We start from the raw sequence: 24000 nt of genomic DNA, 5'->3' as shown, positions 1-24000 counted from the left end.
TCAGGCGGCGATGGCGAAGGGCGCGACGCCGGTGGTTGTGCCCGCCTTGTCCTCGCTAGGGCCGTCCATATACCAGCCGACCTGGTGTTCGTCGGCGACCTGGGCCAGTTCGCCGTGACTTGCGATGACCGCGCCGCGAACCTCGGCCAACTGGCTGAGGCCGCGAACCATATTGGCCAGGGCGTCCTGACCGACTTCCGCCGCCAGCCGGGCCTCGACCCGACCTTCCAGCGCCGTCTGGAACAGCCGGCAGACCTCGATCATCGCCTGATCGACGGCGTGTTCGGCGGTTCTGACCTGTCGCGCCACGCGAACGCCGACGTGCATGTTCTTCATTGGCTCATCTCCCGTTAAGCCGTTTTGTCAGCGCATTTCAGCGGGAGCGAGCCGGTCGAAAAGGGATGGAACCACCATGCCCGCCGTCACGATCCCGATGGCGAACAGCAGGGCGATGGCGGCGCCGGCGACGATGATCCCCACTCTCGCCAGAGCGCCGCGGGGCGGAGCCGGCAGAAGCCAGGACGTCGTTCGGTCGGAAACCGCATCGTCAGACTGTTCGGCCGACGTGGGATCATTCAGCGGATCGGGGTCGGTGTTGGGAATGAGTATCGACGCCTCTGAGTAGACGCTACTCAGCCGACGCGCCGCCAGTTTGCGATCCGATACGCCCAGTTTGGCGTAGGCCCTGTGCAGGTGATTGCCGACGGTGCGCGGCGAAATGCCGAGACGCGCGGCGATCTCCTTGTCCTCCAGGCCCTGGCCGGCGAGGTGGACGCATTCGCTTTCTCTCGTCGTCAGGCTGTCAGGCATTCGATCCCCCGCACCCTGTTTAACCTAAAATCCGACCCTGTCAGCCGATCCGCGCGGCTTGCGAACCACTTTCCGTCTTATCGCCCGACGTCAGATCACTTGAACATATAAGCATATCTTTATATGTCTGATCGCCTGACCCAGACAGGAGCCTCTCTTGGCCGCTCGTTCTTCCTTCTTCTTCACCTCGGAAAGCGTTTCCGAAGGTCACCCCGACAAGGTCGCGGACCGTATCTCCGACACGGTCGTCGACGCCTTCTTGGCCAAGGATCCCGAGGCGCGCGTGGCGTGCGAGACCCTGGTCACGACCCAGCGCATCGTGCTGGCCGGCGAGGTCCGCGCCACCCAGCCGGGCAACACCAAGGAAGAGAACGAGGCCTTCACCCAAGGCATCATCGACAGCCTGGAACCGCTAGTCCGCGCCGCAGTCAAGAACATCGGCTACGAGCAGGACGGCTTCCACTGGGAGACGGCCAAATACGCCTGCTACCTGCACGCCCAGTCGGCCGACATTGCCGTCGGCGTCGACTCGACCAACGAGAAGGACGAGGGCGCCGGCGACCAGGGCATCATGTTCGGCTATGCGTCGAACGAGACGCCCGAGCTGATGCCGGCGACCCTGCAGTACAGCCACAACATCCTGAAGCGCCTGGCCGAGGTTCGCCACGCCGGCGGCAGCCTGCTGGAGCCGGACGCCAAGAGCCAGGTCACGATCCTATACGAAGACGACAAGCCTGTGCGTGCGACCTCCATCGTGCTGTCGACCCAGCATGCGCCGGGCAAGGCCGCCGAGGTCGAAGCCTTCGTGAAACCCCTCATCCTCGAAGTTCTGCCGGAAGGCTTTACCGACGAGAACACCGTCTGGCACATCAACCCGACCGGCATCTTCGAGATCGGCGGGCCGGACGGCGACGCCGGCCTGACCGGCCGCAAGATCATCGTCGATACCTACGGCGGCGCGGCGCCCCACGGCGGCGGCGCCTTCTCGGGCAAGGATCCGACCAAGGTGGACCGTTCGGCCGCCTACGCCTGCCGCTACCTGGCCAAGAACGTGGTCGCGGCGGGTCTGGCCGACCGCTGCACCATCCAGATTTCCTACGCCATCGGCGTGGCCAAGCCCCAGTCGATCCACGTCGATCTGCACCGCACTGGCAAGATTTCGGAAGCGGTGCTGGAGGACAAGATCTTGGACCTGATCGGCGGCGCCACGCCGCGTGCGATCCGCCAGCATCTGCAGCTGAACAAGCCGATCTACGCCCGCTCGGCCGCCTATGGCCACTTCGGCCGCGAACCCGATGCCGATGGCGGCTTCAGCTGGGAAAAGACCGACCTTGTCGATCAACTCAAGGCCCTAGCCTAAGAATCTGGCCTAAAGCCGGTTAGGCGGCCTGGTCCACGACCAGGCCGCGCACGCCGGTCAGATTGGCGTCGGTCAGGTCGGCTTGACGCATTTGGGCCCCGTGCATCGTGGCACGACCCAGGTCGGCGCCGACCAGCACTGCGCGCTTCAGATCGGCGCCGGACAAGTCCACACCGCGCAGCACCGCGCCGGTCAGATCCGCCGGCATCAGACGATCGGCCGTGATGAGCAACGGCCCCAGCTGCGCCTCGCGCATATCCGCGCCGTTCAGCCTCGCGCCCTTCAGACGCGCGCCGCGCAGATCGGCGCGTCGCAGTTTGGCGGACCTCAGATCGGCGTTTTCGAGCTGGGCGCCCTGCAACTGCACCCCCTCCATGTCCAGGCCATAGAACACCGCCCCCTTGGCCGACAGGGCGGTCAGGTTCAGGCCCGTGATCGACTTCAGCGGGCGCAGATCGACGCCGTCGAAGACCGAAGGCTGCCCCTCGGAACCGCCGGTCTCGCACCAGCGGGCGTGTTCGCGCAGCATTTCGGCGGCCGGCATCCGGTCCACGGATTCGCAGGCGGACTTGTTGTCCGTCAGCGCGCCCTGCATGTCGGCGCCGTCAGCGCGCCACATGGTCATCTTGCAGCCCACCAGAATGGCGTCGCGCAGATCCGCGCCCGACAGGTCCGCGCCGGACAGGTCGGCCCCGGCGAGGTCCGTGCCGCGGAAGTTGGCCTGTTTCAGATTGGCCCGGACCAGCTTGCAGTCCTTCATCACCGCGCCGGAAAAGTCGGCCTTCATGGCGATGACGCCCGACATCTTGGAGCGTTGCAGATTGGCGCCGGACAGGTTGGCGCCCACGGCCTCGGTCTCCTCGCGATGACGCGGTTCGATGACCTTGAAGCCCAGTTTGGCGTCGGCGGCGGCGATGGTGCCTTCGCGCAGATCGGCCTCGAACATGTCGGCGCCCGACAGGTCCGCGCCGCGCAGGCAGGCGCCGCGCAGGTCCGCGCGACGCAGGCTGGCCTCGGCCAGGATCGCGTCCTGCATGTCAGCGCCGAAGAAGTTGGCGTTGTCGAGCCTGGCCCCCGTCAGGTCGCAGCCCTCCAAACAGGCGGCGGCGAAATCGGCGTCGGCGAGATTGCGGCCCTTCAGGCTGAGGCCCGACAGGTCCATCCAGGCGAAGACCGCACGGGCGCCGCCGGGGCGGGCCTGGAACAGCCGGTCATGCCGGGCGCAGACCAGGTCCAGCTCCGCCTGCGTCAGGCGTTTTCTCACGATGGGTTCCGCCAGTGCCATTTCGACACATTGCGCCCGTCTGACTTAAGAAACCCTTGAACGACAGGTGGTTGTCAGACGCTGAGCAGGCCCTGCTCCTCCAATGCCTCGGCCAGCTCTCCAGAGCCGGTCCACAGGCGCGTATAGCCCGCCTCGCCCAGCCGCTTCAGTTCGGTGACCAGATCGGCCTTGGGTGAGGCGACGAAGCGGCCGTCGAAGCCGACGCCGTCCTCGCTGACCCGCACCATGGGTCGGCCGGTTTCCAGCCGATGCAGGAAGCCTTCGCACAGGTAGGCGCCCTCCTCGCACATCAGGCCGGTCTCGACGGTCAGGCCCTGGGCGCGCAGGCGCTCGGTGCCCCGGCCGGCGGCGAAGGGCGACGGGTCAAGGCAGGCAATGACGACGCGCGCCACCCCGGCCTCGGTCAGGAAGTGGGCGCACGACTTGCGGCCCGATGACCGGGCGCCGCACGGCTCCAGCGTGACATAGACGGTCGAACCGACGACCTCGGCGCCGGCGGCAGGCACGGCCTGCTCCTCGGCGTGGGGGCGGCCGCCCGGCGCGGTGGCGGCCTGTGCGATCACCCGGCCGTCCTTGACGATGACGCAGCCGACCGCCGGATTGGGCCAGGTCTCGCCCATTCGCCCCGTCGCCAGGGCGATGGCCTGGGCCATGAAGGCCTGGTCGGCGTCGCTCCAGCTCATGATGCGGTCGGCAGCGCTTCGGCGCGGGCGGAGTCGAGATAGCGGGCGGCGGTGGGCTTCAGCTCCGCGTCCAGGTCGATCTCCAGCGGATTGCCCGTGGGGATTTCGACGCCGACGATCTGGTCGTCCGGCACGCCGAACAGCAGTTTGACGATGGCCCGCAGAGAGTTGCCGTGGGCGGCGATCAGCACGTCCTCGCCGGCCTTCAGGCGCGGCGCGATCTCGGCGTCCCAATAGGGTTTGACCCGGTCCAGCGTGGTCTTCAGACTTTCGGTGTCGGGAATGGCCTTGCCCGCATAGCGGGGATCGGCCTCGAAATCGAACTCGCCGCCGGGCGCCAGAGGGGGCGGCGGCACGTCATAGCTGCGGCGCCAGACCTTGACCTGGTCCTCGCCGTGCTTCTGCGCCGTCTCGGCCTTGTTGAGACCCGTCAGCCCGCCGTAGTGGCGCTCGTTCAGGCGCCAGTCCTCGATCACCGGCACGTCGGTCAGGCCCGCCGACTGCAGGGCCAGGGCGCCGGTGCGTTTGGCGCGCGTCAGGACCGAGGTGAACATGACCGTCGGCTTGAACCCGGCCTCGGCGATCAGCTCGCCGCCGTGACGCGCCTGGGCCTCGCCCTCCGCCGTCAGATCGACGTCGACCCAGCCGGTGAAGCGGTTTTCGAGGTTCCACTGGCTCTGGCCATGGCGGAGCAGGATCAGTCGCGGCATTCGGTCGGTCCTTTGGAATACGGTCTTTCGGGGTAGGACGCCCTCCGAAGTCGGTCAAGGCTCGCCGGGACCAAGCCGTCGCCTCGCTTGTCGCATCGGGCGCACGGCGGTAACAGTCGACCGATGTCTGACCGTCTGTTCTTCCCCCTGGCGCTCGGCGCCGCCGTCGTGATGATCGCGCTGGCGACCGTCTGGCCGTAAGGCGGGCCGCAGCCCGCCCCCCATCCCTCGCCATTGTCGCCTAGAACAGGATCTTGCGCAGGTTGATGCGGAAGACGCGGCCCTGCGGGTCCAGATAGTCGCGCTGATAGTTGATCGGCGTGGCGCCGTCGCTGCTGGTCACCGAAACCCGGTCATCGAAGATGTTCTGAACCCCGAAACCGATCCGCGTCCCCTTCAGGAACGGGAAGCGTTCGACCCAGGACGTGCGCTGGGTCAGGTCGGCGAAGGCGAACAGATTGACCGTCGTGCGTCCCGAGAAGTCCAGATCGGGCGAGCCCAGGGCGTCGCCGTTGACCGTGGTGCCCGCACGCCAGTTGGCGTTGACGAAGGCGCCCAGCCCGTTCTTGAACAGGCCGGTCTGAAGCTGGACCTCATGGCGCGACTGACCACCTGAACCCGAGATCGAGTCGCCGTCCAGCAGGTCCAGCGGCTCCAGACCCTCGCGGATCACGACCTCGTCCTGAACGCGCCAGGTGTGGGTCAGCGACAGGTTGAACATGCCTTGGCCCGGCTGCATCCCCGGCCCGCGCGAGCCGCGCATCCGTCCGCCGCCGCCGGGACCTCCGGGTCCGCCCGGGCCGCCGCCCATCATCATGCCGCCGCCGGGGCGTCCGCCGCCCGGCCGCTGACCGGCCTCTGGTGGGTTCGGCTTGCCGAAGGGTCGCGAGAAGTTGAAGCCCCACTGCACGTCCTGCTGCTCGCGCTTGAAGAAGTTCAGCGGCCGGGCGTCGATGGACAGCAAATTGCCGTCGGCGTCGCGCACGAACCGATCAGGCAGGGCCGCTTCCAGATCCGGGGTGATGGCGGGGAAGCTGGAGATCTCGTTATCCGCCTCGGTGCGGGTATAGGCCAGGTTCAGCCGGAAATCCTGGGCCGACACGGGCTGCCAGTTCATGCCCAGCTTCAGGATGCGCCGATCCTCGGCCTTCAGATTGGGGTCGCCGCCGGTGATCTGATTGATTTCGACGGTCTGGCTGTTGCGGAAGTCGAACACCGGCGTATTGGGCGTCGATATCGTCGGGTCGTTCAACTGCTGGACCGTCGGCGCCTTGCCCTCGTCGGAATAGTTGGCCGACAGCGACAGACGCTCGACCGGCGACCAGTTCAGACCGGCCCCGACCGACGACACGCCGCCGAAGTCGGACAGTTCCTGATAGGCCAGGTTCACATTGGCCGACAGGTCGCCGATCTTGGGCAGGATGCCGCGATCGACGTTCGAGATCGGCAGGTCGAAGTTGGCCTGGACGCTGCCCGAATTGCGCGACTGCGACCGATCCACAGCCACGCCGGAGCGCACGCTCTCGGAGTCCAGCGACTGATAGCCGGCCCCCACCTTGAAGGTCGAGGTGATGTCCCCCGCCGGCAGCTCGTACGGCCGGCCGTTCAGCACCAGTTCCGCCGTCGCCGTCTGAGCCAGCGAGTTGGCGGTGTCACGTGGATTGACCGTGGCCCGGCTGGTCAGATCGCCGAAGGGATTGACCGTCAGATCGCCCGCGATCAAGGCCTGCAGCGCGACCTCATCCACACCTCGCCCGGTTGAGGTGTCGGTCTCGACGCGGCTGTATTCCCCCGTCGCCGTCCAGCGCCAATCGCCCACATAGCCGTCGAAGACCGTGCCCAGCTCGGCGGTGCGGGTATCGGTCTTGCGAGTCAGGGAGCCGGGCAAGTCCAGATAGCTGAACAGGGTCTCGTCCTGGCCAGACGGCGAAAACGGATTGGTCCCCGGCACGTTCAGAAGAAGGTTGGGCAGGCCCTGGTAGCTGAAGCTGCTGGAGTCCTCCAGACTGCCGCTCAGCGTCATTCCGACCTTGTCGTTCAGGTCGTGCTTGTAGGTTCCGGCCACCGAAACCTCGTCGGTCTTGGGCAGCAGGGTGCGATAGGCGTTCGCCTGATCACCGGTTGCTCCACCGGCCGTGGCGCTACGGTCGATATCGCGCTCGGTCTCGAACAGGGTGTTGGCGGTCGTGCCGTTGATGTCCAGCGACCAGCGGTCGCCCCCGGCGATGCGCAGGACGTTGTTCTCGCTGGCGGTCGTGGTGCGACCGCCCTGCTCCGGCCGGCTGACGTTGACCGAGGCCGTCAGGGACTTGAAGTCCGCCTTCAAGACGATGTTCACCACCCGCTGATTGGCGCTGTAGCCATAGGACAGGGCCGTCTCCTCCGGCAGGACGTCGAAACGCTCGATCGCCTCGGGCGGGATGCCGCGGATCTCGCGGAAGCCCGAGATGCGGCGTCCATTGACCAGGAAGACCGGCGACCCGCCGCGCGCACTGCGGGTCTGGGCTTCCAGCAGGGTGATCAGCTCGCCGATGTTGGTCGCGCCGAACGCCTGGATCTGAGCGGCGTCATAGGAGACGATCGGCTCCTGCCCGCCCAGGGCCACACCGCGACGCGCCGCCGTGACCTCGACATCGGGCAGCACCGTCGTGGGCTCTTCCTGCGGAGTCTGGGCCGCGGTGGTCTGGGCGGCCGTGGTCTGGGCGACGCCGGCCGTGGGGGCCAGCGCCAACAACATAAGCGCGATCTGGGTCATGGAACGACGGTCCGGGAAACGAATTCAGCCCCTTGCAGGACGGTACAAACATGGCCGTAAAACGACACAATTCATGAAGAAACAGAAAGCGTTGCACCCTTTCAACACAGCGAAAAAAGTCGCGACGGAAAGCGCGATCTGCGCCGTTTAAATCACCGCTTGGCGTGCGACTTCCTCAATCGAGAACGGCGTCAGGCACGATGACTTCGCGCCTGAACACCTAGTCCATCTGCAAAGGCGTGAGCGGATTGCTCAACTCGCCAGTCGGCGCCTTCGGCTCAGGCCCGCTCACCTTTTCCACGGCTGCGGCCACGGCGGCGATCAAGGTCTGCATCGTAATCGGCTTGGAAAGATGACCGTCCGCCCCCGCCGCGCGGCCCGCTTCGATATGTTCGGGCAAGGCGTTGGCCGTCAGCATGACCAAGGGCGTGCGCGCCCGGCCTTGTTCCTTCTCCAGGCTGCGGATGGCTCGGGTGGCGCTTAGCCCGTCCATGACAGGCATCTGCATATCCATCAGCACCAGGTCGAAGCCGCCGTTGCGGAAGGCCTCCACCGCCTGCTGCCCGTCCTCGACCAGGACCAGTTCGGTCGGCAGGCCGCCGAGCATGATCTCCATGACCTTGCGGTTCGCCGGATGGTCGTCGGCCAGAAGGATGCGCGCGGGGAAGACCATCTCCGCCGCCGGCTCGACCCGCGCCGGCATCGGCGTCGCGGCGGCGGGCGCGAGCGGGATCTCGAACCAGAACCGGGCGCCGACGCCCGGTTCGCCGTCGCACTCCAACTGACCGCCCATCAGCTCGACCAGATCGCGCGAGATCGTCAGCCCCAGACCCGTGCCGCCGAAACGGCGCGTGATCGATCCGTCCGCCTGCTGGAAGCGCGAGAAGATGCGGCTCTTCTGTTCGGCGTCGAAGCCGCAGCCGGTGTCCGTCACGGAAAATCTCACCCGCCCCTCGCCGACGGACGTCACGCCGATCGACACCTCTCCCCGTTCGGTGAATTTCATCGCATTGGAAATGAGATTGGAGAGGACCTGGCGCACCCGCACCACATCCCCCTCGACGGCGACGTCCAGCGCCGGCTCGACCTCCAGGCGCAGATCCACGCCCTTTTCCTCGGCGCGAGGACGGTAGAGGGCCGCCACGCCGCGCACCGTGTCGCCGAGATCGAAGGTGGCGCGCTCCAGCGAAATCTGGCCCGCCTCGATCTTGGCCGTGTCCAGAATGTCGGACAGCAAACGTTCCAGGGTGACGCCCGAAGCGTGGATCACCTCGGCCATCTCTCGCTCGCGGGGATCGAGGCCTGCGCGGGACAGGGCGTCGGCCATGGCCACAACCCCATTCAGCGGCGTGCGGATTTCATGGCTCATATTGGCGAGGAATTCAGATTTCGACCGGCTCGCCTCCTCCGCGCGTCGTTGCGCGATCCGCAGCTTCCGCGACTGACGCCAAAGCCACACAAGGCCGAAGACCGATACCAGGCCAAAGACGGCGGCGATCCCCATCAGCCATCTCTGCGTGTCGATGATGTCGCCCTGCAGCTGGGTGTTGGCGCGCGCGGTTTCCAGCTGTTCGCGGCGGCGGGTCAGCTGCTGCTGCATGTCGCCGGTGACCTGGCGAATACCCGCGCTGAAGCGGCTGGCGTCCGCGATCTTGTCTAGTCGGGCATGCTCTCGCAGCCTTTCATAGGCCTCGGCCGGGCGTCCTTCGGCGAACAAGATTTCCGCCTCCACATGCGGCAGCTCCGAAGCCTCCTCGTCACGCCGGGCGCCTTCGTCCTGACGCCGTCGCATCTGCTCAAGGTCGCGGCGCGCTTCGGCGATTTGTCCCGTCTGCGCACGGGCGATCGCCCGTGCGGGCAGCAGATGAGCGGCGAGGAAGGCGGCTTCGCCCAGGTCCTCGCCATAAGGGGCCAGGCACTGCAGCACATCCCCTGGCGCCTGTCGGGCCTCGGCGACGATGGCGCACAGATTGGCGTCATAGACCGAAAGACTGGGCAACCGCGCGCGCTGCGTCAGACGGTGGTGGATCAGATACAGGCGCTGCGCCTGGACGGCGTCGCCGATCTGGCTCGAAAGCCTGGCCAGATTGTAGACGGCGTCGAAATCCGGCCGCGGATAGGCCGGATTGGCGAAGTCGATCTCGAACCGGCCGAAGGCGGCGGTAGCGCCCGTGATGTCGTTCAGCTTCAGCAGGCCGATGCCGGTCATCTCCCACAGTCCCGCCCGCGCCGCGTTCGCATAGGGGGCGTTGTCGGGGATCAGGGCGTCCGCATTGGTCAGCAGGCTCAGTCCCTCGCCGATCTTGTCCTGGTCCATCAAGGCGAGGGCCCAGATGCGTATGGCGTGGGTGCGGGCGAACCAGTCCTGTTCGGTCTGGGAGATGTATCGCATCTCCTCGGCGGCGGCCGTGTCGCCCTGATCGTAGCGCAGCGTCAGGGCGTTGAGATGAGCGATCTGCATATATCGCTTGTCGCCCTGCCGACGAGCGGCCTGCGCCAGCCGGTCGTTCCAGGCTTTGGCGCGATCAAACTCGCCCTGGTTCAACAAAATCCAGGCCACATGATAAAGTCGGTTCAGCCCCTCGCGGTCGCGCCGTTCCATGGCCTCACGGCCAAAGGATTCCAGCGCCGCGAAATCCGTCGCACCCGCACGACGTTCCACCGCCTGCGCCAAAGCCAACGGCGTGCGGGCCGACACGGAGGCCTGGCTTTGGGCCAGCGAGACGGGGACAAACAGCCCTGTCAGAACGAGGGCGGCAATAAGCGAAACTGAGAATCTGGGCATGCGGGTTCCGGTTCGTCCAGACCCTGCCACACCGTTCGTTGAATAAGGTTTATCAACTAGCGCCGACACGGCCCGCAGCGGCGTCGTCCAGGATCGAGAGTCGATCTGACTGAGACTCCGCGTTGACCGCCCCCGGGCTTTCGGCTATAGGCCCGCCCTCTTGAGATTTCCGCGCCGTGGACGTGTGCTCCGCGGCGTTTTCCGTTCGAAGGTTTGACATGGCCAACAACCCCGGCGCCCGCAAGGCGATCCGCAAGATCGAAGCGCGTACCGAAGTGAACAAGGCGCGCCGTTCGCGCGTCCGCACCTATCTGCGCAAGTTCCAGGAAGCTCTGGCCGGCGGCGACGCCGCCGTCGCCAAGACCGCTTTCGTCGAAGCTCAATCCGAGCTGATGCGCGCAGTCTCCAAGGGCGTCGTTCACAAGAACACCGGCTCGCGCAAGGTGTCGCGCTTGGCCGCCCAGCTGAAGAAGCTGTCGGCCGCCTGAGCCAAATTTAATCCGACGCAGACGGAGCAGCTGTCGCTGTTTCGTTGTGGGATTATACAGCAATATCAACGCCGAAGGAGCGCATGCTCCTTCGGCGTTTTGCGTTGTGTCGCTAAGGTGCATTTTTGAAATCGTCGCTCGTCGAGCGACAGTTCGCCGGAAATTCCAAGCAGGATCAGGGTTTGACGGAGTCAAACAATTTAACTGCGAATCGACCAACGAATCAGCGTTGACCCACCCGGCTCGCAGCGTAAGTTTTGGCCTCTAACGCACTTCCATCCCAGCACGGATGAAGACGGCGCGGGACTTGGTTTCGCGTCGGCGGGAGATGTCTGTCCAGAGGTTCGACCCCGTCCGAAAAGCATCGCTTTTCGGCGCAGGAGAAGTCGTCCCTGAACCATCGCCCTGAAGTCGCGGAAGGTCGGATTTGGTTTTGAACTGGGCGGGCAAGATGGTTGGGGGCGCAACGGCGATGGCGGGCGGAACGAAGACGTCGGGAATGACGGACCCGGACCGCATCTGGAGCGAGGCCTCTCTGCGTCTGCGCGCCGAGATCGGCGACGGCCCCTTCTCGTCCTACATCGCCCCGTCGGCGGTCCGGCTGGACAACGCCGGCGGCCTGATCCTGGTCACCCCCACCGCCTATGCCCGTGACTGGGTGCGCAAGAACGCCCTGCGCCGCATGAACGAGCTGTGGCTGGGCCTGGACGGCCTGAACCGCCGCCTTGAGGTGCGCTGCCGCGCCGAGGTGGGCTCAGCCCCGCCGGCCTCGGCCGTCTTGTCAGGCAATGCGGGGGACGCCGCGCCGCGCCTGGCCGCCTTCGCCTCGACGCCCCATATCGCGCCCGCCGCCCCGATCAGCGCCACCCCCATAAGCGCGGACGGCGCCCGCGCCGTGCGCGCCGCCGGCCTGCAGGACCGCCTGACCTTCGACAGCTTCGTGGAGGGTCAGGGCAACGCCTTCGCCCTGGCCATCGCCAAACAGGTCGCCAGCTGGGCCGACGGTCACTTCAACCCGGTCTTCTTCTGCGGCCCCTACGGCTACGGCAAGACCCACCTGCTGAACGCCATCGCCTGGGAAGCCCAGCGCCTGCGGCCCGAGGCCAAGGTGGTCTATCTGACCGCCGAACGCTTCCTGTCCACCTTCGTCAAGGCGATGCAGGACCGCTCGACCGCCGCCTTCAAGGAAAGCTTGCGGAGCGCCGACATGCTGCTGCTGGACGACGTCCAGTTCGTGGGCGGCAAGACGAGCACCCAGGAAGAACTGCTCTCGACCCTGACCGCCCTGATCGAGGACGGCAAACGCATCGTCTTCTCGGCCGACCGCGCGCCGATGGCCCTGACCGAGGTCGAGCCGCGCCTGCGCAGCCACCTCGCCGCCGGCCTGACCTGCCCGGTCGAGGCGGGCGACCGCGAGCTGAAGATCGCCGTGGCCCAGAACCGTCTGAAGGCCCTGTCGGCGCTGGGCGTCGTTCAGGGCGAGGCCAATCCCGAAGTTCTGGCCCAGCTGGTGGATCGCACCCCCGGCTCGATGCGCGAGCTTGAAGGCGCCGTGAACACTTTAGCCGCCGCCGCCGGATCGCGCCTGTCTTCCGTCTCGGTGGACGAGGCCTCGACCCTGCTGGGCGCCGCCATGCGCGGCGGCCCCGAGCGCCGCATCACCGTGGACGAGATCCAGAAGACGGTCGCCGACCACTTCAACATGAAACAGGCCGATCTGCTCAGCGAGCGCCGCACCCGTGCAGTCGCCCGTCCCCGCCAGATCGCCATGTATCTGTGCAAGCAGCACACGACCCGCTCCTATCCCGACATCGGCCGTCGTTTCGGCGGTCGCGATCACACCACGGTCCTGCACGGTGTGCGCAAGATCGAGGAGCTGATGCCGCAGGACGACCAGATCGCCCGCGATGTCGAGGCCCTGACGCGCAAGCTTCGCGGCTGATTTTAAGTGTCGAGTGGCGAGTGACGGGTGGCGAGCGAGGGAAAATCTCCCCGTATTGCCGACTTGCCCCCATTATCCACTCGCCACTCGCCACTAACCACACGCCACTTCCTTGCAGCATGCGCCTAATCCGCTAGTGTCCAAGGTCACTTAACCGCGGCCATCTGCGAATCGGCCGCGCCGGGCGAGACGACATGCAGCTGACCATCGAACGATCCGCGCTCCTCAAGGCCTTGGGCCACGTCCAGAGCGTCGTCGAACGTCGAAACACCATTCCGATCCTGTCCAACGTTCTGCTGTCCGCAGGCCGCGACCGGCTGGCCTTCGCCGCCACCGATCTGGACATGGAGATGGTGGACGAGGCCGAGGCCCAGGTTCAGGTCGAGGGCCAGATCACGGCCCCCGCCCACACCCTGTACGAAATCGTGCGCAAGCTGCCGGAAGGCGCCGAGGTCTCGCTGCTCTATTCGGGCGACGATCCCCGCCTGGTCGTCTCGGCCGGTCGGTCGCGGTTCAACCTGCCGGTCCTGCCGGCAGGCGACTTCCCCGTCATGTCGACCGACAGCGCCGGCGCCTCCTACGTCATGCCCAAGGAAGACCTGGCGCGCCTGATCGACAAGACCCGGTTCGCGGTCTCGACCGAGGAAACCCGCTACTATCTGAACGGCCTGTACCTCCACACGGTGTCGGAGGCCGGCGTGCCCCTGCTGCGCGCCGTCGCCACCGACGGCCACCGCCTGGCCTTGGCCGAGACGCCTGCGCCCGAGGGCGCGGCCGGCGGCCCCGGCGTGATCGTGCCGCGCAAGACCATCGATCAGGTCCGCCGCCTGCTGGACGACGCCGGCGGCCCGGTCGAGGTCACCGTCTCGGCCCAGAAGATCCGCTTCTCTATGGGCGAGGCGTCCCTGACCTCCAAGGTCATCGACGGCGCCTTCCCCGACTATCTGCGCGTCATTCCCAAGGGCAACGACAAACAGGCCGACATCGACAACGCCCTGTTCGCCAAGGCCGTCGACCGCGTCGCCACCATCTCGGCCGAGAAGAGCCGTTCGGTGAAACTGGCCTTCGACAACGACCGGGTGAAGCTGACGGTGCGCAACATGGAAGCCGGCCAGGCCGAGGAAGAGGTCGAGATCGGCTATTCCGACGAGCCGTTCGAGATCGGCTTCAACGCCCGCTACCTGCTGGACGTCGCCGGCCAGATCACAGGCGAAAACGCCGCCTTCCGCTTCGCCGACCCGGCTTCGCCCACCCTGGTCCTCGACCCGGCCGATCCGGGCGTTCAGTATGTGCTGATGCCGCTGCGGGTGTGAGACGCAACGGATTCCTTCAGCCTTTGAACCGTGCTACAGTGAACATATGTGGAACGGACCTCTGGGTTAGCCAGAGCGGAAATGGAGGGCGTCATGGCTAAGACAACCGCCCTTGCGGTGGCCAACTACATTTTGGATCGGGCCAAAGAAGAAGGCATTCCGATACGTCAACTTAAGCTTCAGAAAATTCTGTACTTTTGTTACGCTTGGTACGCGGGAAATAAGGGCGAAGAGCTTTTCTCTGAGGACGTAGAGGCTTGGCAATTTGGCCCCGTGGTTCGAGAGGTCTACCTCGAATTTAAGGACTGCGGCTCCACCCCTATTACGCACAAGGCGACAGAGCTGGACTGGGAAACGCTGGACTTTAAGGAGCCAGAAATTCCAACTGGTTTGGCCGAAGAGCTCCGTCCGGTCTGGGACGAATATAAGGCCAAATCTGATGCATGGCTCGTCGAGGCCACGCATGCGCCCAATGAACCATGGGGCATACTAGTCAAAAAAATTGGCCAAGCTGATAAACGCCAAATCCCATTCTCCCTGATCCAGCAAGTCTACGCCAAGAAGGTGGAGCGAATTGGCGCTTAAGGTCGAAAGCGGGAACGTCGCCCTCACAGGTGATAGCGAACGCTTGGCCGAGAAGGCGGCAAGCGAACTTGAGGGGCGTGAGCACACTCAAATTCTTGAGCACCGTGACCGGTTTTCAGAAATTTCCTATGGCATAATGCAGGCGTGGGTTGGCTTCCTTATAGTCCTGACTTTAGCGCAATTCTCGCTCAAGCCTCTTGGAATGGGGTTGGAAACACCCGAATTCATTGCGGTGATAACCACGACAACCGCATCTGTTTTTGGATTCGGATTGCTGGTGGGAAATTTCCTGTTTCCTCGTGGTGGGTCTGAGCGGCGGCGCAAATAGCGTTTTCACGTTAGCTCTTTGATCCAATCCCTCACCCTCACCGACTTCCGCTCCTATGCGGGCGCGCGGCTGGAGATGACCTCCGGCCCCGTGGTGCTGCATGGGCCGAACGGGGCGGGCAAGACCAATCTGCTGGAGGCGATCAGCCTGCTGACCCCCGGCAAGGGGTTGCGCGGGGCCACCGCCGCCGAGATGGGTCGTCGCGAGCCCGGCGAGGCGACCGGCCGCGCCTGGGCCGTCATGGTCGAACTGGACGACGAGACGCGGCTGGGCACGGGCGTGCAGGCGGCGGGGGCTGCGCGGCGCATCGTCCGCATCGACGGCGAAACGGCCCAGCCGGGCCGATTGCTCGATTATCTGCGCCCCGTCTGGGCCACGCCCGAGCAGGATCGGCTGTTCTCGGATGCGCGGGCCGAGCGGCTGAAATTCTTCGACCGGCTGGTCTTCGCCGCCGATCCCGATCACGCCGCCAGCGTCTCGATCTATGAAAAGGCCCTGCGCGAACGGCTGCGCCTGCTGAACGATGCGGCCGACGGACGCGAAGCCGACCCGGTCTGGCTGGACGCGCTGGAGCTGCGCCTGGGCGAGTCAGGCGCCCGCGCCGCCATCGCCCGCGTCGCCGCCCTGCACGCGCTCCAGGCCGCCATCGACGCCCGCCGCGACCGTCCCTTCCCCCAGGCCGACCTGGGGCTGGACGGTCCCGCCGAACAGATGGCCGAGGCCGGGGCCGAAGAAGACGAGATCGCCGCCGCGATCCGCGAAGGGCTGGCCCGCGCCCGCGCCCGTGACGGCGCCGCCGGCCGCTCCCTGTTCGGCCCGCACCGCACCGACCTGACCGCGCTGCACCGCGAGAAGCAGCGCCCCGCCGCCGAGGGGTCGTCGGGCGAGCAGAAGGCCTTGGTCCTCAACCTGATCCTAGCCCAGATCACCCGCCTGTCAGATCAGGCCGTCGCCGGGGCCGCCCGCCCCGTCCTGCTGCTGGACGAGGCCCCCGCCCACCTCGACGAACGCCGCCGCGCGGCCCTGTTCGACGAGATCGTCGCGCTGAACCTCCAGGCCTTCATGACCGGCACCGAACGCGACCTGTTCGCCGGTCTGGAAGGCCGCGCCCAGTTCGTCCGCGTCGCCGGCGGCGCGCTGGAAACCGACTAGATTGCCGACGGTTCGCCGTTCCGTTATCTTCGGGATATGGCGACGATGACCCTCTCCCTGTCGGATTCCTTGAAGGCTTTCATCGACGCTCAGGTCGCCGATCAGGGCCTGACCGCCGACAGCGACTACGTACTGGCTCTGGTGCGTCAGGAGCAGGATAAGAAGCGCATCCGCGACATGCTGATCGAAGGTCGAGACTCCGGTCCCGGTGAAACGGTCGATGCTGACTATTTCAAACGTCGTCTGGATCGCATCGAAACCGCTCGGCGTGGCCAAGGGTGAGATCATACGCGATCCGGTCGCTGAGCAGCGCTGATCGCGACTTCGACATCATCGTCGACCATTACGTCCAGGAGGCGAGCTTCGATACGGCAGTGCGCTTTGTCCACGCCCTGGACGCGGCCTATGTCGTTCTGGCCGCAGCGCCTGAGGCCGGATCACCGATTGTCGGCGGCGCCTTGGGCATCCCGGACCTTCGGACATGGACGTTGCGAGGCTTCCCCTACCTGATCTGCTACGCCCCCGTGGGGCATGAGGTCGTGGTATGGCGCATTCTCCACACACGCCGCGATTTGGCACAGGCTTTCGCCGACACGGCGTTTCCGAACTGACTGGAATTCATCGGTCGCAAACACGGCGCTGAGCCGCCGTTTCGCTCGCAATTCCCGTCAAATTTCCTATATGTTGCGGGCTTCGGCGCGGTGCGACTCCGCCGTCGATTCGAGTGCTCCACGCGGCGCTCCCTCCCCGTCCCGGTCGGGACTTCAGAGCCAATGACTTCATGACCGATCCGATTGCCGACATGCCCGAATACGGCGCCGATTCCATCAAGGTTCTCAAAGGCCTGGACGCGGTGCGCAAGCGTCCCGGCATGTATATCGGCGACACCGACGACGGCTCGGGCCTGCACCACATGGTCTATGAGGTGGTGGACAACGCCATCGACGAGGCCCTGGCCGGCCACGCGGACCTGGTTCAGGTCATCCTGAACGCCGACGGCTCGGTCACCGTCACCGACAACGGCCGCGGCATTCCCACCGGCATCCACGAGGGCGAAGGCGTCTCGGCGGCCGAGGTCATCATGACCCAGTTGCACGCGGGCGGTAAGTTCGACCAGAACTCCTACAAGGTCTCGGGCGGTCTGCACGGCGTGGGCGTGTCCGTGGTCAACGCCCTGTCCGACTGGCTGGAGTTGAAGATCTATCGCGACGGCAAGGCGCACCAGATGCGGTTCGAGCGCGGCGACACGGTCAAGTCGCTGGAGATCACCGGCGACGCCCCGATCCGCGAGGACACCGGCAAGCCGCTGAGCGGCACCGAGGTCACCTTCTTCCCCTCGGTCACGACCTTCAGCCACATCGACTTCGACCTGAAGACGCTGGAACACCGGCTGCGCGAGCTGGCCTTCCTGAACTCGGGCGTGGTCATCAAGCTGGCCGATCAGCGCCACGCCGAGCCGGTCGAGATGATCCTGCACTATGAGGGCGGCGTGGAGGCCTTCGTGCGCCACCTCGACAAGTCCAAGACGCCGATCCTGAAGGACGTCATCGTCATTCGCGGCAAGAAGGAAGGGATCGAGATCGATCTCGCCCTGTGGTGGAACGACAGCTACCACGAGACCATGCTGTGCTTCACCAACAACATCCCCCAGCGGGATGGCGGCACCCACCTGTCGGCCTTCCGCGCCAGCCTGACCCGCATCATGGGCGGCTATATCGAGAGCTCGGGCGCCGGCAAGAAGGAGAAGGTTTCCGTCACCGGCGAAGACGCCCGCGAGGGCCTGACCTGCGTCCTGTCGGTCAAGGTGCCGGATCCGAAATTCTCGTCGCAGACCAAGGACAAGCTGGTCTCGTCCGAGGTGCGCCCTGCCGTCGAGGGCCTGTGCTCCGAGGGGCTGTCGCAATGGTTCGAGGAACACCCGGTCGAGGCCAAACAGGTGGTCGCCAAGATCATTGAGGCCGCCTCCGCCCGTGAGGCCGCCCGCAAGGCCCGCGACCTGACCCGCCGCAAGTCGGCGCTGGAGATCAGCAGCCTGCCGGGCAAGCTGGCCGACTGCCAGGAACGCGATCCCGCCAAGTCCGAACTGTTCATCGTCGAGGGCGACAGCGCCGGCGGTTCGGCCAAACAGGCGCGCAACCGCGAGAACCAGGCCGTCCTGCCCCTGCGCGGCAAGATCCTGAACGTCGAGCGCGCCCGCTTCGACCGGATGCTGTCGTCGGAACTGATCGGGACGCTGATCCTGGCCCTGGGCACCGGCATCGGCCGCGACGACTTCAATGCCGACAAGCTGCGCTATCACAAGATCATCCTGATGGCCGACGCCGACGTCGACGGCGCCCACATCCGCACCCTGCTGCTGACCTTCTTCTATCGTCAGATGCCCGAGCTGATCACGCGCGGCCACGTCTATATCGCCCAGCCGCCGCTCTACAAGGTCGCCAAGGGCAAGCAGTCCCGCTACCTCAAGGATCAGTCCGAGATGGACTCCTACCTGATCGAGGAAGGCTCGTCCGAGGCCGAGCTGGACCTGTCGACCGGCGAACGCCGCCTGGGTCTGGACCTACAATCCCTGGTGCGCGAGGCCAAAAGCTTCAGCGCCGGCGTCGATCGCCTCAGCCAGCGCGCCCCGGCCTTCGCCATCGAACAGGCGGCCCTGGCCGGCCTGTTCGCCGAAACCTCGGACATGGCGACCGCATCGGCCGCCGCCGCCGTGCGCCTGAACCTCTATGCCGAAGAGGGCGACGGCGACTGGACCGGCGCGCCCGGCGAACAGGGCGCCGTGGTCTTCACCCGCACCCGTCGCGCGGTGCAGGAAACCATCGTCCTGGAAGAGACCCTGATCCGTTCGCTGGACGCCCGTCGTTTAGCCGAACGCGCAGGGGCTTTCGACGGCGTCTTCGTCGCCCCCGCCACCTATCGCCGCAAGGACAAGTCCACGACCATTCGCGGGCCGCTGGACCTGCTGAACGCGGTGCTGGACGCCGGCAAGAAGGGCCTGTCGATCCAGCGCTATAAGGGTCTGGGCGAGATGAACCCCGAGCAGCTGTGGGAGACGACGCTGGACGTCAACGCCCGCACCCTGCTGCAGGTCTCGGTCGAGCACGAGGAAGACGCCAACGACCTGTTCGCCAAACTGATGGGCGACGTGGTCGAACCGCGCCGCGAGTTCATCCAGGAAAACGCCCTGGACGCCGCCGTCGATGTCTGACGGCGAGAGGGACGCGTGGACCGGGTCACTAGAGCTGAGACTCGGGCCACAACAAATGAGACTGAAGCCACAGCTATCGGGCCTGCATAGCGCCGTGCGATCGGACCGAAACGCGATGCCATAAGCGAGTGACATCGACCTGCGCTACGCGCTCTTGGCTGCTCAATCCGAGAGGGTCATCACGTGCGCGGGATGGAGGACGACCAAGCTTCTCTGGTAGCCACCGAGGCGCTCAACGCCCCAGATGGTCTTGGAGACCGTGATGTTCAGTCTGCTGACAACTGTGCACTCCTGCCCATCTTCTAGCAGATGCGACGGCAATGTGGCGCTTGTAGCTTGGACAGCCGCAAGCAGCGATTGCGCCCTGACCCTGAACGCTTCGTCCGCTGCCTCGGTGTCGTTTTGGTATGACGCCTCCACCACGAGCCTGAGCCGGGTGGCGGCATGTTCGGTCCCGCTCACATAATATGACACCCGGTCGGCGAAGGCGCGGTCCGTGAGCTTCACGGAAGGGGCCTCGCTCCACCAGTCATTGAAAGAGCGATGATAGTCCTGCGTCGCCAGACCATAGCTTTCGAGAAAGCGGCCCGCCCGATAAGGAGACCATCCGGCGGCAGGATCGACATCCGGCGGATCAGCTTCAACCCTTTTCAACCGCTTGATGGTGGCGATCTCCGCATCGACGGCGGCGCGATCAGGCGAGTCCATCATGCGGATCGCACGGGTCAACCGTTGGGCACCGTCCGTGTCCAGCCCAAACACCAAGAGCGCGCGGCACCGTGCATATCGCAACAACGCCTCGTCCTGGACTCTGAAACTGAGGGAGGTGAACTGGGTCTCGTAGATCATCACCGCCGCCAACCCGACGATGAAGGGAATGAACATCAGCGAGAGCAGCAGCGGGCCTGCGAACTCTCGCAACTGATGCCAGGCGAGAAAGTCTATTGGATCCTGAATGATCCCGCCGACACTGAAGGCGAGAAAGCCGAAACCGATGAAAGACAACACCCATGTTAGCGGACCGACCAGGATGGCGTGTTCTTTTCCAACCTGCGCCATTCCGAGCATCAGACTGACCAAGACGATGCAGGGCAGCAGCCCAAGCTCCCAAATCAAGGGTAAGCTGTGGACCTCCGCGACGAAGGTGATCACGGCGGTCCAGGTAAGAACGTCTCTCAGCTGTCGGCGGATCGCCTGCTTTGGTTCCTTGATCTGACTCGCGCTGAAAACCGCCCCGAAGCCAGCGGTTATCCACCACAAGAGCGTCGTCTTGAGGTTTGACCATTCCCAGGCACCCACAAGAGCCAGCAACGCTGTGCAGAGAGTGACATATAGGGACATCACCAGATTGATCGCGGTGAGCTTGGGATGAAATGCTGCCTTCACAAGCCGGCCTAAGCTGCCGCGAATCTTGGGCCATAGCAGCAGCGCCAAGATGGTCAGAGCGATGTAGATTAGTGTGGCGATCTCGCGATTGTTCAGATCAAAGCCGAAAGCCTCCAGCCCGATCTGCGACTGATCGGGGATAGGAAACGGCGGGGCGGGCTGAGACATCGGCTGATAATTATCTAGTGATGAGGACCACACCAAGATAGCCGTTTGGGACCCTGTGGTTCTGACAAAGGGAGTTGAGCATCGATCCCCTCTCAGGGTCGTAAGCTAGTTGAATCAGTGCAGCGGCGAAGGCCAACGTGATGCCCTGCTTCAAAAAACTGAGCCCGAATAGCTGATGCAGTCTCAAGTCTGCTGACTCAGTCCAGACGCGGCCTACTGGCCGCGTCCGCCCGCGATGAAGGCCGCAACGGTCGGAAACGCCGTGGTCTGAGGCCGCATGTCTTCGCAGGCGAAGGACTTGATGCCGCCGTAGATGCCGCCGATGGGCGTCGCCTCCCACGGCGTGTCCTCGGAATAGCGGTCGGTTTCGGCGCCGTCAGCCCCATAGGTCACGGTCGCGCCAGAGCGCGACTGGCCGTCCGAACACCGCACCATGACCTCTTCGGTCTCATGGCTCAGATTGGCGGCGTCGCCGCGCGCCGGCACCCGCGCCATCCGCGTCGTCGCCACGCCGTCCACCGGCGTCAGGCCGTCCAGATCGACGAGATAGACGACGGCGTCGCTGCGCGAAAACGCGGCCCAGCTTTCCGCCGCCACGGGCGACGCCAGGGCGGCTGCCGCCATCATCGCTGCAAGACCGATTGTTCTGATCATTCTCTTCCCTCCCCAGGCAAGACGATCATTTCATACCCGTGTGCGGAAGAATTCAATCTCCCGAACGGTCCTGCAAAGCTTTTCCGATCAGGGACGATCCCGCGACGGCAGGGCCGCGATCTCCTCGGCCGTCAACTTCCTGGCGATGCGGACGCGGCACGGCTGAGGCCCGGTCGCCGGGCTGCGCAGGGTCGCCTGATCGCCGACGCACAGGTTCGATCCAGAGAGCGGCTCCAGCGCGACCGACAGGGCGCGGGTCATGTCGCGGCAGAAGGTGCTGTCGATCTGAAACACGTCCGAACCGGACGTGCGCACATATAGGGTCTGGTCGTTGGGGGCGGTGAAGTTGCGCACCAGGCTGGGCCGGAAACACTGGGTGGCGTCGACGCGGCTGGCCGTCGTCGCGCCGGGCGATGGCGCACAGGCCGACAGCGCCATGACGGCGGCCGAGGACAGAATGAGACGATGCATGCTTGGCTCCCGAAACAGCCCCCCAGCTTATCCTGCGCTCGCCGGCGACGGGGGCGCAAGGGGATTGCCGACGACGGCCGCCCGGTGCGGCGAAACGCGCGCCGCCAGATCTCGCGGCAGGGGCGATGGTCGGTTCAGGATCAGGGCGGCGACATGCTCCGCGAGCACTGCCGCGACGCAAAAGCCCCGCGAGCCAAGCCCGCCCAGCAGATAGAGACCGTCGTCCAGCCCCCCCGCCAGGGGCAGACGGTCGGGCGTGGTGGCGCGAACCGCCGCACGGCTCTGCGCCTGTCCCGCCGCCTCGATCTTCGTGGCCAAACCCGGCAGGCGCGCCCGCAAGGTCGCCAGGTTTCTCTCGCTATCTTCTGCGCGCGGCGCCGTGTCGGTATCGCCCCGGTCATGGGTCGCGCCATAGAGGGCGCCCTGGCCGGTCGGAACCGCATAGCCGCCCCAGGCCATGGGATGGACGCCCACGTCGCCCTCCACCCAATCCGCCTGTCCCCGTACCGGCGACAGGCGCGGCGTCGGATCATGCCCCTCCAGCAGGACGGCCGATCCCCAGCCGGCGGCGACCACGACCGCATCGACCTCGGCCAGCATTGCGTCCGTTTCGCCGATCAGACGCCAGCGGCCCCCGGTCCGCGCCAGCCTCGTCACGCGCTCCGAGCGCATGTCCGAATCGCCCAGCCAGTCCGACAGCACGGCTGCGGGGCGCACCGCACAGGCGCCTTGCATCGACAGACCGCCCTGCCCCGTCGCCTCGCCGGCCAGGGTCGCGGCCGCGTCTTCATCCAGCACGGCCATCGCGCCCTCGGCCCAGATCGGCTGGCGCGCGATCTTGTCGAACCGGGCCGCATCGCGCGGCGCCTGGGGCAGTTGCAGCACCCCCTGGCCCGTCACCGCGTCCGGCGTCACGGCATAGAGATGCACCGCCCGCTCCAGCGCCTGGGCATGCAGGGCCGCGATGCCCGCATCGCCTGCATCCAGACGCGGCGTGACCAGGGCCGCAGGAAAGCCCGATCCGCCCGCGCCCGGCCGTTCGGCCTCGAACACCACGGCCCTGACGCCCTGATCTCTCAGGGCGCGCACCACCGACGCCCCCGCCACGCCGGCGCCGATCACGGCGATGCTGGGAAGCGGCTTGGGCGCAAATGTCGAGGGCAGACGCGCCTCCAGCCGCTCGCGCTTGCGGCCATGACCGGGGCGTTTCTCGACCACGAAACCCTGCTCGGCCAGGCCACGCCGCACGGCGCCGGCGACGGTGAAGGTGGCCAGGCGCGCGCCGGGCGCCGACCGCGCGGCGATCAGGGTCATCACCTGCGGCGACCACATCCCGGGGTTCAGCGCCGGAGAGAAGCCGTCCAGGAACCAGGCGTCCGCCGCCCCCGACCACTGCTCCAGCGCCCAGGCCGCGTCCCCGACCGCCAGGTCCAGCAGGGCGTCGAAGCCCGGCAAATCCACGCGGTGAAAGCCCGGCGTCGCGGACGGCCAGTTGTCGATCAGCGCCTGCGTCGCCTCAGACAACTCGGGCCAGGCGCCCAGCGCCCGCGCCGCCTCGTTCGCCGTCAGCGGGTAACCCTCAATAGAAAAGATATGCAGCCGCCCGCCCTCGGGCCGCGTCCGCCTCCACAGGTCCAGCAAGGCGGCGATGTTCAGCCCCGTGCCGAACCCCAGCTCCGCCACGGTGAAACAGTCCCGCCCGGCCCAGGCGTCGGGCAGGCCGCATCCGTCCAGGAACACCGCCCGCGTTTCCGCCAGTCCGTCGTCGCGCGAGAAATAGACATCGCCGAACCGGCCCGAGCGCGGCTCGCCCTCTTCGGTCCAGGTCAGGTGCGGCGAGGCGTCGTCATCGGAGATCATGGCGCGGCTCTAGCACCTTCGTCGCACAGACGAAAAAGGCCGCCTCGTTCGAGGCGG

General features: G+C 66.0%; 21 protein-coding genes. 10 read left to right on the top strand and 11 right to left on the bottom strand.

What is annotated here, in order from left to right:
• Nucleotides 1–336 (bottom strand): hypothetical protein, encoded by a 336-nt coding sequence (locus tag EGY25_RS08760; RefSeq protein ID WP_209308023.1) that lies wholly within the window; start codon nucleotides 334–336, stop codon nucleotides 1–3.
• Between the two features lie 27 nt (nucleotides 337–363).
• Nucleotides 364–810, bottom strand: a complete 447-nt coding sequence (locus EGY25_RS08755; RefSeq protein WP_135194617.1) for a helix-turn-helix domain-containing protein — start codon at nucleotides 808–810, stop codon at nucleotides 364–366.
• 157 nt (nucleotides 811–967) lie between these two features.
• On the opposite strand from EGY25_RS08755, the gene metK reads away from it, so the two are divergent.
• On the top strand, nucleotides 968–2170 hold the full coding sequence (gene metK, locus EGY25_RS08750) for a methionine adenosyltransferase (RefSeq protein WP_135194616.1): 1203 nt from the start codon (nucleotides 968–970) through the stop codon (nucleotides 2168–2170).
• A gap of 19 nt (nucleotides 2171–2189) precedes the next feature.
• Here metK and EGY25_RS08745 read toward each other — a convergent pair whose 3' ends face one another.
• The 5 genes from EGY25_RS08745 to EGY25_RS08725 form a co-directional block, all read right to left on the bottom strand.
• A complete protein-coding gene (locus tag EGY25_RS08745; RefSeq protein ID WP_135194615.1) occupies nucleotides 2190–3455 on the bottom strand; it encodes a pentapeptide repeat-containing protein in 1266 nt (421 codons plus the stop codon).
• Nucleotides 3456–3508: 53 nt separating this feature from the next.
• Nucleotides 3509–4138 (bottom strand): bifunctional diaminohydroxyphosphoribosylaminopyrimidine deaminase/5-amino-6-(5-phosphoribosylamino)uracil reductase RibD, encoded by a 630-nt coding sequence (locus EGY25_RS08740; protein WP_135194614.1) that lies wholly within the window; start codon nucleotides 4136–4138, stop codon nucleotides 3509–3511.
• Nucleotides 4135–4848, bottom strand: a complete 714-nt coding sequence (gpmA, locus tag EGY25_RS08735) for a 2,3-diphosphoglycerate-dependent phosphoglycerate mutase (RefSeq protein WP_135194613.1) — start codon at nucleotides 4846–4848, stop codon at nucleotides 4135–4137. The genes EGY25_RS08740 and gpmA overlap by 4 nt, the downstream gene beginning before the upstream one ends.
• A 241-nt stretch (nucleotides 4849–5089) precedes the next feature.
• Entirely contained in the window at nucleotides 5090–7603 is a 2514-nt protein-coding gene (locus tag EGY25_RS08730; protein ID WP_135194612.1) for a TonB-dependent receptor plug domain-containing protein, read from the bottom strand.
• 220 nt (nucleotides 7604–7823) lie between these two features.
• Nucleotides 7824–10388, bottom strand: a complete 2565-nt coding sequence (locus EGY25_RS08725) for a hybrid sensor histidine kinase/response regulator (RefSeq protein WP_245159403.1) — start codon at nucleotides 10386–10388, stop codon at nucleotides 7824–7826.
• 218 nt (nucleotides 10389–10606) lie between these two features.
• Here EGY25_RS08725 and rpsT point away from each other — a divergent pair, with 218 nt between their 5' ends.
• The 9 genes from rpsT (at nucleotide 10607) to gyrB (ending at nucleotide 19404) form a co-directional block, all read left to right on the top strand.
• Nucleotides 10607–10876, top strand: a complete 270-nt coding sequence (rpsT, locus tag EGY25_RS08720; RefSeq protein ID WP_135194610.1) for a 30S ribosomal protein S20 — start codon at nucleotides 10607–10609, stop codon at nucleotides 10874–10876.
• Nucleotides 10877–11375: 499 nt separating this feature from the next.
• Complete coding sequence (dnaA, locus tag EGY25_RS08715) at nucleotides 11376–12818, top strand: chromosomal replication initiator protein DnaA (RefSeq protein WP_245159402.1); 1443 nt, start codon at nucleotides 11376–11378, stop codon at nucleotides 12816–12818.
• A 194-nt stretch (nucleotides 12819–13012) separates the two neighbouring features.
• The gene (dnaN, locus tag EGY25_RS08710) at nucleotides 13013–14131 is read left to right on the top strand and encodes a DNA polymerase III subunit beta (protein ID WP_135194608.1); all 1119 of its coding nucleotides are present in this window, start codon (nucleotides 13013–13015) and stop codon (nucleotides 14129–14131) included.
• A gap of 93 nt (nucleotides 14132–14224) precedes the next feature.
• Nucleotides 14225–14716, top strand: coding sequence for a Panacea domain-containing protein (locus EGY25_RS08705; protein WP_167762518.1), 492 nt, complete (start codon nucleotides 14225–14227; stop codon nucleotides 14714–14716).
• The gene (locus EGY25_RS08700) at nucleotides 14706–15044 is read left to right on the top strand and encodes a hypothetical protein (RefSeq protein WP_135194606.1); all 339 of its coding nucleotides are present in this window, start codon (nucleotides 14706–14708) and stop codon (nucleotides 15042–15044) included. Before EGY25_RS08705 ends, EGY25_RS08700 begins: the two co-directional genes overlap by 11 nt.
• Nucleotides 15045–15062: 18 nt before the next feature.
• Nucleotides 15063–16196: a DNA replication/repair protein RecF gene (gene recF, locus EGY25_RS08695; RefSeq protein ID WP_135194605.1), complete on the top strand. Its 1134-nt coding sequence runs from the start codon at nucleotides 15063–15065 to the stop codon at nucleotides 16194–16196.
• A gap of 45 nt (nucleotides 16197–16241) precedes the next feature.
• The gene (locus tag EGY25_RS08690) at nucleotides 16242–16478 is read left to right on the top strand and encodes a ribbon-helix-helix domain-containing protein (RefSeq protein ID WP_245159401.1); all 237 of its coding nucleotides are present in this window, start codon (nucleotides 16242–16244) and stop codon (nucleotides 16476–16478) included.
• Complete coding sequence (locus EGY25_RS08685) at nucleotides 16475–16807, top strand: type II toxin-antitoxin system RelE/ParE family toxin (protein ID WP_135194603.1); 333 nt, start codon at nucleotides 16475–16477, stop codon at nucleotides 16805–16807. Before EGY25_RS08690 ends, EGY25_RS08685 begins: the two co-directional genes overlap by 4 nt.
• A gap of 170 nt (nucleotides 16808–16977) precedes the next feature.
• A complete protein-coding gene (gene gyrB, locus EGY25_RS08680; protein WP_135194602.1) occupies nucleotides 16978–19404 on the top strand; it encodes a DNA topoisomerase (ATP-hydrolyzing) subunit B in 2427 nt (808 codons plus the stop codon).
• 162 nt (nucleotides 19405–19566) lie between these two features.
• On the opposite strand, the gene EGY25_RS08675 is transcribed toward gyrB, so the two are convergent.
• The 4 genes from EGY25_RS08675 to mnmD all read right to left on the bottom strand — a co-directional run bounded on the left by EGY25_RS08675 (nucleotide 19567) and on the right by mnmD (nucleotide 23943).
• On the bottom strand, nucleotides 19567–20958 hold the full coding sequence (locus EGY25_RS08675; RefSeq protein WP_135194601.1) for a hypothetical protein: 1392 nt from the start codon (nucleotides 20956–20958) through the stop codon (nucleotides 19567–19569).
• 213 nt (nucleotides 20959–21171) lie between these two features.
• Entirely contained in the window at nucleotides 21172–21612 is a 441-nt protein-coding gene (locus tag EGY25_RS08670; RefSeq protein ID WP_135194600.1) for a hypothetical protein, read from the bottom strand.
• Between the two features lie 87 nt (nucleotides 21613–21699).
• Complete coding sequence (locus tag EGY25_RS08665; protein WP_135194599.1) at nucleotides 21700–22083, bottom strand: DUF6491 family protein; 384 nt, start codon at nucleotides 22081–22083, stop codon at nucleotides 21700–21702.
• Nucleotides 22084–22110: 27 nt separating this feature from the next.
• On the bottom strand, nucleotides 22111–23943 hold the full coding sequence (gene mnmD / locus EGY25_RS08660; protein ID WP_135194598.1) for a tRNA (5-methylaminomethyl-2-thiouridine)(34)-methyltransferase MnmD: 1833 nt from the start codon (nucleotides 23941–23943) through the stop codon (nucleotides 22111–22113).
• Between the last annotated feature and the right edge of the window lie 57 nt (nucleotides 23944–24000).

The sequence above is a fragment of the Brevundimonas intermedia genome (genome assembly GCF_004614235.1).
Taxonomy (GTDB): domain Bacteria; phylum Pseudomonadota; class Alphaproteobacteria; order Caulobacterales; family Caulobacteraceae; genus Brevundimonas; species Brevundimonas intermedia_A.
This window is presented reverse-complemented; position numbering and strand designations above follow the sequence as displayed.

Excerpts from the sequence above, each read along its gene's own strand:
- rpsT (WP_135194610.1), top strand. The coding sequence starts at position 10,607 with ATGGCCAACAACCCCGGCGCCCGCAAGGCGATCCGCAAGATCGAAGCG.
- gpmA (WP_135194613.1), bottom strand. The coding sequence starts at position 4,848 with ATGCCGCGACTGATCCTGCTCCGCCATGGCCAGAGCCAGTGGAACCTC.
- EGY25_RS08740 (WP_135194614.1), bottom strand. The coding sequence starts at position 4,138 with ATGAGCTGGAGCGACGCCGACCAGGCCTTCATGGCCCAGGCCATCGCC.
- EGY25_RS08760 (WP_209308023.1), bottom strand. The coding sequence starts at position 336 with ATGAAGAACATGCACGTCGGCGTTCGCGTGGCGCGACAGGTCAGAACC.
- EGY25_RS08725 (WP_245159403.1), bottom strand. The coding sequence starts at position 10,388 with ATGCCCAGATTCTCAGTTTCGCTTATTGCCGCCCTCGTTCTGACAGGG.
- gyrB (WP_135194602.1), top strand. The coding sequence starts at position 16,978 with ATGACCGATCCGATTGCCGACATGCCCGAATACGGCGCCGATTCCATC.
- EGY25_RS08755 (WP_135194617.1), bottom strand. The coding sequence starts at position 810 with ATGCCTGACAGCCTGACGACGAGAGAAAGCGAATGCGTCCACCTCGCC.
- EGY25_RS08745 (WP_135194615.1), bottom strand. The coding sequence starts at position 3,455 with ATGGCACTGGCGGAACCCATCGTGAGAAAACGCCTGACGCAGGCGGAG.
- EGY25_RS08670 (WP_135194600.1), bottom strand. The coding sequence starts at position 21,612 with ATGATCAGAACAATCGGTCTTGCAGCGATGATGGCGGCAGCCGCCCTG.
- EGY25_RS08705 (WP_167762518.1), top strand. The coding sequence starts at position 14,225 with ATGGCTAAGACAACCGCCCTTGCGGTGGCCAACTACATTTTGGATCGG.
- EGY25_RS08675 (WP_135194601.1), bottom strand. The coding sequence starts at position 20,958 with ATGTCTCAGCCCGCCCCGCCGTTTCCTATCCCCGATCAGTCGCAGATC.
- mnmD (WP_135194598.1), bottom strand. The coding sequence starts at position 23,943 with ATGATCTCCGATGACGACGCCTCGCCGCACCTGACCTGGACCGAAGAG.
- EGY25_RS08690 (WP_245159401.1), top strand. The coding sequence starts at position 16,242 with ATGACCCTCTCCCTGTCGGATTCCTTGAAGGCTTTCATCGACGCTCAG.
- EGY25_RS08730 (WP_135194612.1), bottom strand. The coding sequence starts at position 7,603 with ATGACCCAGATCGCGCTTATGTTGTTGGCGCTGGCCCCCACGGCCGGC.
- EGY25_RS08665 (WP_135194599.1), bottom strand. The coding sequence starts at position 22,083 with ATGCATCGTCTCATTCTGTCCTCGGCCGCCGTCATGGCGCTGTCGGCC.
- dnaN (WP_135194608.1), top strand. The coding sequence starts at position 13,013 with ATGCAGCTGACCATCGAACGATCCGCGCTCCTCAAGGCCTTGGGCCAC.
- dnaA (WP_245159402.1), top strand. The coding sequence starts at position 11,376 with ATGACGGACCCGGACCGCATCTGGAGCGAGGCCTCTCTGCGTCTGCGC.